The sequence below is a fragment of the Ruegeria sp. AB6 genome (assembly GCF_056542685.1).
In genome coordinates, this window is sequence record NZ_JBQGAD010000012.1 from 46215 (window position 1) to 60806 (window position 14592).

Annotated in this window: 13 protein-coding genes; 10 read left to right on the top strand and 3 right to left on the bottom strand. The window is 59.3% G+C overall.

Going from position 1 to position 14592, the window contains the following annotated elements; translation table 11 throughout:
- Window positions 1-17: 17 nt before the first annotated feature.
- The 3 genes from ACR0DB_RS19280 (at window position 18) to ACR0DB_RS19290 (ending at window position 2857) form a co-directional block, all read left to right on the top strand.
- Complete coding sequence (locus tag ACR0DB_RS19280) at window positions 18-1022, top strand: Gfo/Idh/MocA family protein (RefSeq protein ID WP_480552544.1); 1005 nt, start codon at window positions 18-20, stop codon at window positions 1020-1022.
- A gap of 62 nt (window positions 1023-1084) precedes the next feature.
- Complete coding sequence (locus ACR0DB_RS19285) at window positions 1085-1972, top strand: NAD(P)-dependent oxidoreductase (protein WP_480552545.1); 888 nt, start codon at window positions 1085-1087, stop codon at window positions 1970-1972.
- Window positions 1973-1975: 3 nt separating this feature from the next.
- Window positions 1976-2857 (top strand): DMT family transporter, encoded by an 882-nt coding sequence (locus ACR0DB_RS19290; protein WP_480552546.1) that lies wholly within the window; start codon window positions 1976-1978, stop codon window positions 2855-2857.
- Window positions 2858-2863: 6 nt separating this feature from the next.
- Here ACR0DB_RS19290 and ACR0DB_RS19295 read toward each other — a convergent pair whose 3' ends face one another.
- Together ACR0DB_RS19295 and uxaC are read right to left on the bottom strand one after the other, a co-directional pair.
- Window positions 2864-4060 (bottom strand): mannitol dehydrogenase family protein, encoded by a 1197-nt coding sequence (locus tag ACR0DB_RS19295; RefSeq protein WP_480552547.1) that lies wholly within the window; start codon window positions 4058-4060, stop codon window positions 2864-2866.
- A gap of 1 nt (window position 4061) precedes the next feature.
- Window positions 4062-5405, bottom strand: a complete 1344-nt coding sequence (gene uxaC, locus ACR0DB_RS19300) for a glucuronate isomerase (protein ID WP_480552603.1) — start codon at window positions 5403-5405, stop codon at window positions 4062-4064.
- 123 nt (window positions 5406-5528) lie between these two features.
- Here uxaC and ACR0DB_RS19305 point away from each other — a divergent pair, with 123 nt between their 5' ends.
- The 6 genes from ACR0DB_RS19305 to ACR0DB_RS19330 all read left to right on the top strand — a co-directional run bounded on the left by ACR0DB_RS19305 (window position 5529) and on the right by ACR0DB_RS19330 (window position 11737).
- On the top strand, window positions 5529-6545 hold the full coding sequence (locus ACR0DB_RS19305; RefSeq protein WP_480552548.1) for a Gfo/Idh/MocA family protein: 1017 nt from the start codon (window positions 5529-5531) through the stop codon (window positions 6543-6545).
- The gene (locus tag ACR0DB_RS19310) at window positions 6542-7543 is read left to right on the top strand and encodes a Gfo/Idh/MocA family protein (RefSeq protein WP_480552549.1); all 1002 of its coding nucleotides are present in this window, start codon (window positions 6542-6544) and stop codon (window positions 7541-7543) included. The genes ACR0DB_RS19305 and ACR0DB_RS19310 overlap by 4 nt, the downstream gene beginning before the upstream one ends.
- Window positions 7540-8592: a Gfo/Idh/MocA family protein gene (locus ACR0DB_RS19315; protein WP_480552550.1), complete on the top strand. Its 1053-nt coding sequence runs from the start codon at window positions 7540-7542 to the stop codon at window positions 8590-8592. The genes ACR0DB_RS19310 and ACR0DB_RS19315 overlap by 4 nt, the downstream gene beginning before the upstream one ends.
- A complete protein-coding gene (gene uxuA / locus ACR0DB_RS19320; protein WP_480552551.1) occupies window positions 8589-9770 on the top strand; it encodes a mannonate dehydratase in 1182 nt (393 codons plus the stop codon). Before ACR0DB_RS19315 ends, uxuA begins: the two co-directional genes overlap by 4 nt.
- A 200-nt stretch (window positions 9771-9970) precedes the next feature.
- On the top strand, window positions 9971-10861 hold the full coding sequence (locus tag ACR0DB_RS19325) for an NAD(P)-dependent oxidoreductase (protein ID WP_480552552.1): 891 nt from the start codon (window positions 9971-9973) through the stop codon (window positions 10859-10861).
- A 12-nt stretch (window positions 10862-10873) separates the two neighbouring features.
- Window positions 10874-11737: a sugar phosphate isomerase/epimerase family protein gene (locus ACR0DB_RS19330; RefSeq protein ID WP_480552553.1), complete on the top strand. Its 864-nt coding sequence runs from the start codon at window positions 10874-10876 to the stop codon at window positions 11735-11737.
- Window positions 11738-11761: 24 nt separating this feature from the next.
- Here the strand turns inward: ACR0DB_RS19330 and ACR0DB_RS19335 are convergent, their stop codons facing one another.
- Window positions 11762-12862, bottom strand: coding sequence for a mandelate racemase/muconate lactonizing enzyme family protein (locus tag ACR0DB_RS19335; RefSeq protein ID WP_480552554.1), 1101 nt, complete (start codon window positions 12860-12862; stop codon window positions 11762-11764).
- A 551-nt stretch (window positions 12863-13413) separates the two neighbouring features.
- On the opposite strand from ACR0DB_RS19335, the gene ACR0DB_RS19340 reads away from it, so the two are divergent.
- Window positions 13414-14529, top strand: a complete 1116-nt coding sequence (locus ACR0DB_RS19340; RefSeq protein WP_480552555.1) for a hypothetical protein — start codon at window positions 13414-13416, stop codon at window positions 14527-14529.
- Window positions 14530-14592 lie beyond the last annotated feature (63 nt).

Genomic DNA, 14592 nt, shown 5'->3' on the forward strand with positions numbered 1-14592 from the left:
GCAACAGGAGCAGCGCAGTGAAACGTATCCTCGTCGTTGGCGGCGGGCTGATCGGCATTCGCCATATCCAAGCCGTTAAGCAACATCCGGGCTGTCATCTTGTGGGGCTTGCTGACCCGGACATGTCGATCCGTGTGGACGCAACCCGGTTCGCCAGTATGGATGACGTTCAGGACGATGTGGACGGCGTCATCATCGCCACCCCGACCCATCTGCACGCCGCGCATGGCATGGCGGCAGCAGCACGCGGGTGGCACATGCTGATCGAGAAACCGGTTGCTGGCACCGTGGCCGAGGCGCAAGCGTTGGCCCGTGCCCTTGAACAGGCTCAGGTCCGCAGTCTGGTCGGCCACCATCGCCGCTATCACCAAGTCCTTCAACATCTTAAGGCCAAGATCGCCGAGGGCGTCATCGGGCGCGTCATCAATGTCTCGCTTTTATGGGCGATGCGAAAGCCGGACGCTTATTTCGAACAGAACTGGCGCACCTCGGGCGGCAGCCCGGTGATGATCAATCTTGTCCACGACATCGACGTTTTACGCTTTGTCATCGGCGAGATTAGCGAGATTGCCGCCTTGCGAGGCGCTTCACTGCGCGAGACGGACAGGATTGAAAGCGGCGCGGTGGCGCTTGCATTTGAAAACGGGGCGACGGGAACCATCAGCTTCGCCGATACCGCGCCCAGCCCCTGGGGGTTTGAGGCCGGGATCGGCGAGAATCCCAATATCGGCACCACCCATCAGGACATGATGTGGATCACCGGCACAAGAGGGGCCATCAGTTTCCCGTCGCTGACTCTGTGGCAGGGCAAGGATTGGGGCACCCCGTCAGAGCGCGTGGAGTTCGACAAACCGGCCCAAAGCTGCGTGCCGCTGGACGCGCAGTTGGATCATTTTCTCGACGTGATGGACGGGGTCGCTCCGCTGATTGATGTGGCCGACGCCGCGCGTACCCTTGCGGTCGCCACCCGGATTGAAGAGGCGTTGGCGAAACAGAGTGCGGGCTTGCCGGTGCGGGCCTGAACATGCACCCACAAAGGATGGGCGCAGAGACACTTAAGACGAATTGATGGAAAGGAATTCGCATGAGCAAACCTTCTGTTGGATTTATTGGCCTCGGGCTGATGGGCGGGGCCATGGTCAACCGGTTGCTGGACATGGGCTATGCGGTCACGGTTCTGGGCAACCGCGATCGCACCCATCTGGATGCTGCGATCGCCCGCGGCGCGGTTGAGGCACAAAACGCAAAAGATCTGGCTGCTGCCAGTGACATCGTGATGCTGTGCATGGGCACTTCGGATCAGGTCGAGGCGCGGATGCGCGGGGAAAACGGCGTGATTGCGGGTTTGAAGCCCGGCGGCATTGTGGTGGACTTTGGCACCTCGCTGCCCGGCAGCACGCGGACCCTCGCGGATGAGGTTTCTGCCGCCGGGGGCAGCTATCTGGACGCACCGCTGGGGCGCACGCCCTCACACGCGCTGGAGGGCAAGCTGAACATCATGGCCTCGGGGGATCAGGCCGCTTTCGACACCGCAAAACCTGTGCTCGAAGATCTGGGTGAGAACGTGTTCCACCTTGGAGCCGTCGGCTCGGGGCACACGATCAAGCTGATCAACAACTTCTTCGGCATGACCGTGGCCAATGCCATGGCCGAGGCTTTCGCCATGGCCGATGTGGCTGGGGTGGATCGCAAGCAGTTGTACGATGTGATGGCTGCGGGGCCACTGCATTCGGGGATGATGGATTTCGTCACCGCCTACGGCGTTAATCAGGACCCGAACCAACTGGCCTTTGCGATTAAGAACGCAGCCAAGGATATCGGGTATTACGACCAAATGGCGCGCGATGCGGGTGTCAGTAGCGTGATGTCTCAGGGCACCTTGGCCGCGTTGAACGATGCGAGCGACACTGGTCAGGCGGACGATATGGTCAGCCAGATGGTCGACTATTACGTCAACCGGTTCAAACCCTAGGCGATGGCCGTCGCCGCCCGATCGACCGCAGATTTGCCGCGTCTGGGCATCGTGTTGATGCTTCTGGCGTGGCTGCTGTTTTCCTTTGTCGATTTGGGGGCGAAATGGCTGGCCGTCGCCGGATTTCCGGCCTTTCAACTGGCGTTCATGCGCTATGCGGGCCATTTTGTGATCTCGCTGGGTGTCATCGCAAAGGGGGGCTTCCAGCCCAGCCGGTTTCATACCGATCATCCGTGGCAACTGATCAGCCGGGCTCTGCTGCTGATTTCGGCCACGGTGTTCAACTTCTACGCCCTTCGGTTTCTGCCGCTGACAGCGGTGTCTGCGATCATGTTCTCAAGCCCGGTGATTGTGTGTTTCCTGTCGGTCTTTGTCCTGAAGGAAACCGTAGGGCCGTGGCGGTGGTTTGCCATCCTTCTGGGCTTTGTTGGCGTATTGGTGATCGTCCGCCCCTTTGGCGCGGTGTTCCACCCCACCATGTTACTGATCGTCTACAACGCGACGGCCCTGGCGCTGTATTCGATCATGACCCGGCGGCTGTCCGGGGTCGTGTCGGTTGATACGATGCAGTTCTATCTGGGCCTCACTGGAACAGTTGTCCTGTTGCCCTTTGCGGTGTGGTTCTGGATGCGGCCCGAAAACCTGTGGAGCATGATCGTGCTGATCGGACTGGGCGTCTTCGGATGGGGCGGCCACCAATTGCTGACAAACGCGCATCGCTTTGGCACCGCCAACCAGTTAATGCCCTTTACCTATTCCTTCCTGATCTACATGGCGATCTGGGGTTATCTGTTCTTCGATACCGTGCCGGACGCCAGCACGCTGACGGGGGCTGCGCTGATCATGGGCGCCGGGCTGATCATCTGGAAACGGGAGAAGCGATAGCGGCCCTTATCCCCTCACCGCAGGCAACACATCTTGCGCCCCTATGATCTGCAACAGCGCTTTGCCCGGCTCATCCTGCTGGGTCGCCCGCGCGATGTCTGCCGCCAAGGGATCGTTCAGCGCGCGTCCTTGGACGGTTTCTGACACACAATAGGCAATCCACGCCCGCACCCCTTCGGCAACCGCTTTTGATCCGGTCTCGCGCAGGGTGGGGATGAACCTGTAAGGCAGTTTCTGGCTGCCATCCATCGCGATCTGATCCAGTCGGTGGGCGAGTTCGGGGTTCTCGAACCGGGCAATCAAGGCGGCGGCATAGTTTGGGACCTGATCCTGTACCTCGTCTGGCAGCGTTCTTCCGGCATCGGCCATCAAATCCTGTACAAGCGGACGCAGAACAGGGTCGCGGATCGCCTCATGCACATAGGTTAGCCCACGTCCCAACCCCGCGTAGGCCAGCAGCGAATGCGCACCGTTCAGCATTCGCAATTTGCGCAATTCGTGCGGAGCAACATCCTGGACGAATTGCACGCCGGGCCAGTCGGGGCGCGGACCAGCGAAATCGTCTTCGATCACCCATTCCGAGAACGCTTCGGTCGGGACGGCCATGGGATCGCCGCTGATGGCGCGCACCTCATCCGTGGTCGCCGGAGTGATCCGGTCAACCATCGCGTTTGGAAAGCTCAGCGTGTCCCAGTTCAGATCCAACCCCGCGGCCGCGGCGAAATCGGCAACTGCCGTTTTCAGGGCGTCGCCGTTGCCCACCCGGTTGTCACAACTCAGTACCGTTGCCGGGCTATCGCGCCCCGCAAGCCCGAAGGCCAGAAATCCGATCAGGGTCGACGGGCCTTGCCCTGCAAGATCAGAGGCGATGGCCGGATCGTCCAACTGCAACCGACCTGCGCTGTCCAGATGATAGCCCTTCTCGGTCACCGTGGCCGAGATGATATCTGCCTCAGCCAAGGCTTGGAAAATCGCGTCTCGGTCGTCGGGCAGGGCCAGAACGTCGCGCAGAACCCGGATGCGCCGGACACCCTGACCTTGCACGCACAGGTCATAGTCAAACCCCTGCCGCGCCAACCCGTCCCGGATCGCTGTAGACCGCAAGCTGACCCCGGCCACATCCCAGCCCTGCGCCTGATCGGTGTAGTCCAGTAAATGCGCACGCGCGAAGTTGCCGAGGCCGAAATGCAGTATCAGCCCCATACTATAGCTCCAGCCCGTAGACCTGCCGCGCCAGATCAGTGGTCAAAAGTTGCGCCAGCCGTTTGGCGTCGACCATCCCGAAATACCCACGATCGATTTGCTGGGACAGATGCAGCGCCACGCCGCGCCGCCACATGTCGTGGCGCGCCGGGATCGACAGAAAGGCGCGGGTGTCGTCGTTGAACCCGGCCAGATTAAAGTAACCTGCCGTTTCCACCACCTGATCGAAATAACGTGCGATCCCCGCCGGGCTGTCATGGAACCACCACGGCGGGCCAATGCGTAGACAGGGCCAGTGACCCGCCATCGGGGCCAGCTCTCGGGCATAGGTGCCCTCGTCCAGTGTGAACAGGATGATACGGAGCTTTGGCGAATTGCCAACACGGTTCAGCAGCGCGTCCAGCCCATGCACCCAATCCATCGCAATGGGAATGTCGGCCCCTTTATCGCGCCCAAAAGAGTGCATCACGGCGCGGTTGGTGTTGCGTCTGCTGCCCGCGTGGATTTGCATGGTCAGCCCGTCCTCGACCGACATCTGCGCCATTTCGATCAGCATATGACCATAGAAACGCCGAGCATCCTCGGCACTGCCTGCGCCCTGCCGCAACCTTTGATAGATCGGGTCGGGATCGTCCAGCCATTCGGTCTGCACTTTCTCGATCCCGTGGTCGGTGGCTGTGCAACCCAGTTCGATGAACGCGGCACGCCGCTGGCGCAGGGCTTCAAGATAGCCGCTGAAGCTGCCGACATCACAACCGGTCATCGCGCCCAGTGCAGTCAGGTTCAGGACGAAATCCGGGTCCGCACCATCCAGAACCCCGTCGGGGCGGAAAGTTGGAACAACGCGCCCGCTCCAACCGCTGTCGCGGATCGCTTTGTGATGGGCCAGATCATCCAGAACCGAGTCCGTGGTGGCCAGAACCTCGATCCCGAACCGCTGGAACAGCGCCCTTGGCCGGAACGCGGGCTGCGCCAGACGGTCGGCAATCTGATCATAGATCGCATCGGCGGTGTCCGGCGACAGATCTTGAGAAATCCCCAGAGTTTCGCGCAGAACATACCTGATCCAGATCCGCGACGGCGTGCCCAGAAACAGGTCCCAATGGGCGGCGAAGGTGCGAAACACCTGACGCGGATCCGCATCGCGTCCCGCAGGGCCCACCCCCAGTTGCTCTAGCGGAACGCCTTGGGAATAGAGCATGCGGAACACATAGTGATCGGGCACCACCAACAGCTCGGCCGGGTTGGGAAAGGCTGCATCCTGCGCGAACCAGCTTGGGTCGCAATGACCGTGCGGGGACACTATGGGCAGGTCTTTGATGCCCAGATACAGGTCTTCTGCCATGCCCTTTAAATTGCCTGTCAATTTCCCCTCCGTGCTTTGCCCAAGGAACAGTTAACACATTTTTTACGGCTTGCATCTTTCGGGTACAAAGCCTCAGACTGATCCCAGGAACCGGGGGGAAGAATGAACATTGCGCTGATTGGTTTGGGGATGGTTGCGGGCACCCATGTTGCTGCGATCTCCGCATCGGACCCCGGCTTGACGCTGGCTGGTGTTCTGGGGCGCGACCCTGGAAAAACCGCGCAATTTGCGAACCGGCATGGCACGCGGGCCTATGCATCGGTTCAGGAGATCGCCAATGATCCATCCGTCGATTTCGCAATCATCGCCACCCCACCGGACCAGCGCTTGTCACTTGTGCAAACCCTTGTAGCGGCAGGTAAACCTATTCTCATGGAAAAGCCGGTTGAGCGGGATTTACAAGCCGCCACCCGGATCGTCGAACTGTGCGAAACTGCCGGGGTGCCGCTGGGCATCGTGTTTCAACACCGCGCACGAGCGGCCTCGGCTGCGCTGAAGGCGGCCTTGGAGGCAGGCGAGCTGGGCTCAATCGCGACGGTCGATATCTGTGTGCCGTGGTGGCGTGACCAAAGCTACTATGACGCGCCGGGGCGCGGCACCTATGCGCGCGATGGCGGTGGTGTGATGATCTCGCAGGCGATCCATACGCTGGATCTGGCAATGTGGCTGCTGGGGCCGATCACCTCGGTTCAGGCCATGATGCGGCAGACGCCTCTGCATGATCTGGAGGCCGAGGATTGGGCCGGTGCTTTATTCGAAACTGAAAGCGGCGCCATCGGCAATTTGATGGCCACCACCGCCGCATTTCCGGGCATGGCCGAGACCATCACGATCCAAGGCACCCGCGCCAAGGCGCATCTGGGCGCAGGCGTATTGACGATCACCACGATGGATGGAACTCAGACAACCTTTGGCGAAACGGCAACGACCGGGGGTGGCGCCGATCCGATGGCCTTTACCCATGAATGGCACCAATCGGTGATCGAAGATTTTGCCGAGGCGATCCGCACGGGACGCCCGCCCATGGCCACGGGCCGCAGCGCGCTTTTGACCCATGCGGTCATTGATGCGATGCAAATCGCCAGCGAAACCGGCCTGAAAACGAGAGTATCCGCATGAGCCTGACCTGCGTCGCCCTTGGGCTGGATCACCGCCATATCTATGGCATGACTGAAAACATGCGCAAAGCGGGGGTTGTCTGTGTCGGCTATTGGACGGAGGGAGACCCCGTCACTCTGCCCGGTTATGTCAAACGGTTCCCCGACATCCCCCGGTTTGACCGTCTGGAGGACGCGCTGGGCTGCGGTGCCGATCTGGCTCTGGTCTCGGCCATTCCGGCAGACCGCGCGGCGCTGACGGTCAAGGCCATGCAAAACGGCATGGACGTCATGAGCGACAAGCCCGGCTGCACATCCTTCGAACAGTTGGATCAGATCAAACGGGCCGTGGCCGAAACCGGACGCATATGGTCGGTTAATTTCTCGGAACGGTTCGAAACCGCCGTTAGCACCCGCGCCAGCGAGTTGGTTTCGGCAGGGGCCATCGGGCGGGTCGTGCAGACCATCGGGTTGGGCCCGCACCGCCTGAACAAACCCACCCGACCGGACTGGTTCTTCAAACGCGACCGGTACGGGGGGATTTTGGCTGATATCGCCTCGCACCAGATTGATCAGTTTCTGCACTATACTGGGTCGGATACGGCCCAGATCACCAACGCATTTGTCGCCAACTATGCCAATCCCGACGACCCCGAGTTGCAGGATTTCGGAGAGCTGAGCCTGCGCAGCGCCCATGCCACTGGCTATATCCGGGTGGATTGGTACACGCCCGATGCGCTGCCCAATTGGGGTGATGGGCGGCTGACGATCTTGGGAACCGAGGGGTATATCGAACTGCGAAAATATGTGGACGTAGGCGGCGCACCCGGTACAGATCACCTGATTCTGGTCAATGGTGAGCGGTGTGAAAAGATCGACGCCTCAGGCGCTGACCTGCCGTATTTCGCGCGTCTGGCCCATGATATCCAACACCGCACCGAAACCGCGATGACGCAGGCGCATTGCTTCACGGTCATGGAACTGGCGCTGCGGGCGCAGGAAATGGCAGAGACGTCATGATCAATGTCGCAATCCTCGGCGCGGGTATCGGAGCGCAACATCTGGCAGCGCTGTCTCAGCTTGGCGATAGGTTCCGCGTGGCGGCCGTTGTCGATAAGGATGCAGCCCGGATTGAACAGATCAGGGGCGATGCTGATTTCGCGGCGCTGACCGAGATTGAGGATGCGCTGGATGACCCCTCCATCGACCTCATTGATATCTGCCTGCCGCCACATCTGCATGTGCCGATTACGCTGGCCGCGCTGAAGGCCGGCAAGCACGTGGTGTGCGAGAAACCTCTGGCCACCTCGATGCGGGATGTGGACGAGATCATCGAAACGGCGCGCAGCACCGGCAAGCAGGTGTTCCCGGTCTTTCAATACCGCTGGGGTCCGGCCCTGTCGCAGCTGCGGCACTTGCAGAACGAAGGTCTGGCCGGCGCCGTCCAGACCGCCGCGCTCGAGACGCACTGGTCGCGCGGGGCCGATTACTATGCCGTTCCCTGGCGCGGAACATGGGAGGGTGAGCGCGGTGGGGCTGTGCTGGGCCATGCGATCCACAACCACGACCTGCTGACGCATATCGCGGGCGACATTGCGTCGGTTTCGGCGATGGTGACAACGCGGGTCAACCCGATCGAAACCGAAGACTGCGCGGCCATCTGCTTTGCCATGACATCGGGCTCATTGTGCACCAGCAACATCACTCTGGGCGCGGCAACGGACGAAACACGCCTACGGATCGTGTTTGAACACCTGACCGCAACCTCGGGCACCGAACCTTACGCGCCGGGTCAGGCGAAATGGACCTTCACGGCCCGCGACCCCGCCCGGCAGAAAGACATCGACACCGCGCTTGGCCGCGCACCCACCGAACCTGCTGGGTTTGAGGGTTTTTTCACAGAGATCGGAAAAGCCCTGCGCGGGCAGCTGAACACGGCGGTCACGCTTGCCGAAGGTGCGGCCTCGGTCAGTCTTGTCACCGCGATCTACCATGCAGCGCGCAGTGGGCAGCGTGTGGCACTGCCTATCACACCCGATCACCCGCTTTATGAAGGATGGCTGCCATGAAACAATGCTGGCGCTGGTTTGGCCCAGAAGACCCGATTGCCCTGTCCGATCTGCATCAGGTGGGCGTTCAGGGTATCGTCACCGCCTTGCACCACATCCCGCCCGGTCAGCCTTGGGACGTCCCAGCCATTACCGACCGGCAAGCCATGCTGGCCGAGGCTGGCTTTGAATGGGACGTCGTCGAAAGCCTGCCCGTCTCCGAGGCGATCAAAACTCAGTCTGGGGACATAGCGGCGCATCTTGAGGCGTATAAATCCAGCCTGCGCGCGCTGGCGTCTCGCGGGATTGAGGTGGTGTGCTACAACTTCATGCCGATCCTCGATTGGACGCGCACCGCCCTGCGCGCGCCGCAACCCCATGGCGGCTCTGCCATGCTGTTCGATCTGATCGATTTCGCCACCTTCGACATCCACATCCTGAAACGCCCCGGCGCGTCCGAGGATTATTCCGAACCCGTCCAACATACGGCTTCCAAACGGTTCGCCGAAATGTCCGACACCGCAAAAGCCCGGCTGCAACACAATGTCACCGCCGGGCTACCGGGTGCCAATGACCAGTGGAGCGTCGAGGATGTCCGCGCCCTGCTGGACACCTACCGTGACATCGACCGCACCCGGTTGCGCGCGAACCTGGTCGACTTTCTGGCCGAGGTCGCCCCGGTCGCGCAGGACCTTGGTCTGCGCCTGTGCTGTCACCCGGACGATCCGCCATTTTCTCTGCTCGGGCTACCGCGCGTGATGTCCAGCGTGGATGATTACGGCGCCGTTCTGGACGCGGTTGACCTGCCTTCAAACGGCGCGACGCTGTGCACCGGATCGCTGGGCGTGGCGGCCAGTTTCGACGGGCCGGAATTTGTCCGCAGACATGGCGGCAAAATCCACTTCGCGCATCTGCGCAACACGAAACGAATTGCAGGATCGGACGCGGAAAAACCCGATTTCTACGAGGTCGCGCATCTGGAAGGCGACACCGACATGGCGGGCACCGTGAGGGAATTGATGGCCGAGCAGAAACGTCGAAAACAAGCAGGCCGAAGCGATTGGCAAATTCCGATGCGCCCTGATCATGGGCAGGAATTGCTGTCTGACCAGGGTGGCCACAGCACGCCGGGTTACCCTTTGATCGGCCGGATGCGCGGCTTGGCCGAACTGCGCGGTCTGATGGCAGCCTTTACCTGATTGACACTGCATTTAAGTGCTTGCCTGACGGCAGTAATCCCCTTTTACTGATCGCACCTAACCGGGCAGCGGGGTGTCTTTGGGACGCGCCCGACGTCTTTTGCAAGACGCGTGAAACCCCCGCGAAAACCGATGCAGTAACGCATCTTTTTCACAGCATCAGCCCGCTCCGATAGGGCTGAAAAACGGGAGGTTTCCGAATGAAAACCGCAGGCGTAATCGGTCTTGGGGATATGGGCAGCGGGCTGGCCAAGAACCTGATCAAGAATGGCTTTGAAACCTCGGGCTTTGACCTGAGCGACACACGCATGGCCGCGTTTTCCGATATGGGCGGGTTGGCAAAGGACAGCGCAGGTCAGGTGGGTCGTCACGCCGCCAGTGTGTTTGTCATGGTCATGAACGGCGATCAGGCTCGCGCGGTCATTCTGGGCGAGGATGGGCTGGTGGCCAACATGACCAGGGGCGGAACCGTGATCCTGTCGGCCACGATCACACCCGCCGAGGCGCGTGGCATTGCGCAGGACATGGAAGGGTCAGGCATTCACCTGATCGACACACCCGTTTCGGGCGGGTTTCCCGGCGCGCAGAATGGCACGTTGACGATGATGGCCGCCGCCGCACCCGAGGTTCTGGACCAGAACGCCGAGGTGATGCAGGCCGTTTCCGGCACCATTCACCGGGTGGGGGAACATGCCGGCGACGGACAGACCGTCAAAGCCTGTCTGCAATCGCTGATCGGCTCGATCTTTTCAGCCACGTTCGAGGCTGCGGCCCTTGCTGCCAAGGCCGGTGTAAGCGGTCAGGCCCTGCTGGACGTGTTCGCGTCCTCCAGCGCGGGCTGCGGCGTGGTGAACACGGCGCTTGAAAACATCATTGATCGCAAGTTCGTCGCCACCGGCAGCCATATCGCCACCATGCACAAGGACCTGACCATATCGCTGGCCGTGGCCGGAGAGCTTGGGGTTCCGATGCAAACTGCCGCGTCCGCGATGCAGATCTTTCACGCCGGGAAAACAAAATACCCCGATGGCGACAACTGGATCTGCACAAAGGTGATCGAAGAGATCATCGGCGCCGAACTGCATCGGTAAAGGAGGCCCGTCATGAAATTAGGAGTTATTTGCGACGGGATTTCCCGCGACCTGAAACATGCGGTCGATGTCATGGATGAATTCGGTCTGGACTATGCTGAACTTCAATTCGTTGGCGATACCGAAGTAGGCGATCACAGCCCGCAGGAGATTGCAGAGATTGATGCACTGTTGCGGGATCGGGGCAAACCCGTCTCATGCCTGTCGCGCCATATCTTCGCGGGCATGACAGCCGCGAACCGGCCCGGAGACGAGCTGCATGTCAAACATATGGACGCGCTGAAGCGGGTGATCGACATGGCGCATATCGTCGGCGCGCCGCTGGTGCGGATCATGACCCAAAGGAAGGAGCAGATCCTGTGGGGCAAAAACGGGGCCGAGAAATGGAATGTGGCCCATGGTGTCTGGGATACGATGCCGCCCCTGATCGCGCCTGCCGTGGAACTGGCCAAAGCCGAAGGCGTTACGCTGGTTGTCGAGACCGGGAACGGTACGCTGGTCAACTCGAACTACACCGCGCGCAAGCTGATTGACGATCTTGACGCCAAAGATGTGCTGAAGGTCCTGTGGGACCCCGGCAACAACTGCTGGTGTCATGAACTGGCCTATCCCGACGGGTATGACGAGCTGCGCGGTGGCTATCTGGGGCATATCCACATCAAGGACGTCAAGGTGGACACGCCACGCGCAACGCTCGAGGTGCGCCGGATGGGCGAGGGTCAGCTGGCCGAGTTGTTCGCCCCGATTGCCGCTGCGCTCCGCTCGGATGGCTATGACGGCGTGGTGTCCTTCGAAAGTGTCTATCACCCCGGCAATGGCAATTTCGAGGACGGGTTCCGTTTGTGCGTGGGCCGGTTCAAAGAAGTGTTTGCGTAACGCGTACACCTCTGCCCGCGTGACTTACGCGGGCACTTCCATATGTTCGGCGTTCAGCTTGTTCCAATCAAATTCGACCCCGATGCCCGGCGTATTCGGGGCCACCGCCAGACAGTTTTCAACGACCAGAGGGCGGGTCGTGTACTGGTCGATGGGAAAGGAATGAACCTCAAGCCAACCCGCGTTGGGTTGCGCGGACACAAGACTGACGTGCAGCTCCTGCATACCATGGCTGCATACCGGGATATTGTGCTTGGCGCTCAGCGCCGCGACCCGCAGCCAGCCGGTAATGCCGCCGCAATTCGACGCGTCGGGTTGGATGAAGCTTAGCTTGGCGTCGTCAAAGGCGTATTCGAACTCATGGATAGTGTGCAGGTTTTCCCCCATGGCCAGCGGAACGCTCGTGGCGTCAGCGATGCGGCCATAGCCTTTGTAGTTATCGGGAATCGTGGGTTCTTCGAACCACAGGATATCGTGCTCGGCAAAACCCTTGGCGGCGGTGATTGCCTGATCCACTGTCATTGAATAATTCGCGTCGACCATAAGGAACCGATCCGGCCCCAACATCTCGCGCACGGCTTTTGCGCGGGCCAGATCATCGGCCAGATCAGGCTGGCCCACTTTGATCTTCACCCCGTTGAACCCGCGTGACAGATACCCTTCGGTCTGGTGCAACAACTTGTTGAGTGAGAAGTTCAGGTCGATCCCCCCCGCATAAGCCTTGCAGCGGTCCGCTGTTCCCCCGGCCATTTGCCAAAGCGGTGCGCCGGTGCGTTTGCCGCGCAGATCCCACAACGCAATATCGACGGCCGAGATCGCAAATGAGGCGATGCCGCCCCGCGCCACGTAGTGCACATGCCACTGCATGGCGTCATACAGGTCTTCTATCCGGTCGGCGTCCTGTCCGACCAGAAAAGGAGCCAAGTCATTTTGAATCATTGCCAGAATGGCATGGCCGCCCTTGCCTCCGGTATAGGTGTAGCCGACTCCTTCGCCCCCATCATCAGTTCGAATCGTGACAGTGATCAGCTGGAAAAACGTGTGATCGCCGTGCTTTGCGTCCACCAGCACCTCGGTCAACGGAACATTGAACAATCGCGCCGAGAGGTTTTCGATACGTGCCACGGTCCAAGGCCTCTTTTGATGTGTCGATGTTTGGAAACTGTAAGAGGGTAAATGGAAAAAGAAAGCCCAAGATCAGCGGTAAGCAAGCCCTAGTGTCGTTTTGAAAAATGACATTCGGTTTGGAAAAGATGGGCGAGGCGCTATTTCTGTGCCTTGTCAGTGTCCGGATATTCAACCCATTTAGTTGGTCACCGCGACAGGTTCAGTTTCGAGGAAAACCCACCGGATGTTTAAAGTGGTGGATGAAAGTTACCAGACTTAAATCATTTTCGTAATTTGTTCTGAAAAAGTGGTGAGCCGTGGAGGATTTGGACCTGAGATCCGCTACCGAGGCGTTGTAGAAGCGTATCTTAGTTCTTTTGTACCGTGACCATTCGAACAGCATTGAAGCCCGTTCCGACCCGCCTGCACATTTTGACGTTCGGGACTGGTTACACAAAGTCTGGAGTGTGCGGAAATCAAACCTTTTCTTAGCTCTCGTTGATTGGCGAGGAGACTATTCCCGGCATTGACTATCCTGTGGACACAAAAATCTCTATAAAACGATGTTGTTGTTTGTCGTTTTTGAAAAAGATGAAAACACGATGCGTTCAAGTATACGAAGCTTTTTGATCGTTCTGACCTGCTTTGTTGGGCTAACAGCTCCCCGCGTTTTGCATGCTTGTACGGTGTGCGTAGAGCTTCCAAAAGCTTCTATTGCTGATCACGTCCTTGCCGCCGAGGTCATCGTATTGGCTGGCCCCACGTCAGGGAACCCATTCAAGTTCTCAATTAGACGAGTCTTAAAGGGCTCGGACGACAGGTTAAAAGAAATTCCCGAAATTCCGTTTCTGGTCGATAGCGTAACGAGGCGCGCATTCCGCTCTGATCCAACGAATACGGTTCTTTTCACATATGGAGCAACGCGCACAGACAGAGCCGGGCGCAGTTTTTCGAGGGGATGGAAACGCATATTCACGATGACCCCAGAGCGAAAAGAGTTTATCGGGAAACTTCGCTCCGTCGGTCAGCTTTGGACTTATGGAGAAACGGATAGCTCTGACCGAATTTCGTTCTTCTCTGACTATCTGTGGCACTCTGATCACGTATTACACAGCACTGCCTTGGTTGAAATTGGTCGAGCACCGTACGATCTGGTGCGCCCGATAGGAGACAGGGTTTCAACGAACCAGATCTTGGAAGAGCTCAATAGACTGGATCGCTTTGTCTACAGGCCCACCGTCATACGCCTGCTTGGCCTGCAAAGCGACACGCATGCCCGCTCAATCGTACGTCAGCGATACATCAAAGCACTAAATAACGGGGGCCTAAACGCATTTGAATGGGCGCTTGCTGGCATAGAGGCAGATGGAGCATTGGCAATCAAATCGATTGATCTGGTACTTCAAGGTAATCAAATGACGGATGACGACAAATGGGCGTTCGTCCGGGCTTTAACAGAGGCTGGATCGTCTCAGCCGAGGTTCAGAGGTGAGATTATCGCAATCCTATTAACGGTTCTGGAAAGAGATCGTACCCTCGCGGCTCGGATTGCTTTCGCTACGCGAAATTGGGGACAGACACCACTGCACCAACAGTTCAAGGCCATTGCCGATCATGAACTAACAGACCCGGCAACAGAGTTTGTTCTAAATATGGTTCTGGATCAGGAAGTGGCGGTTGAGTAACCCAACTTGATGTTTTTCAAAATCTCAAAGCTGTTTGCTATGCGGATATGGGCCTCGCCTCTT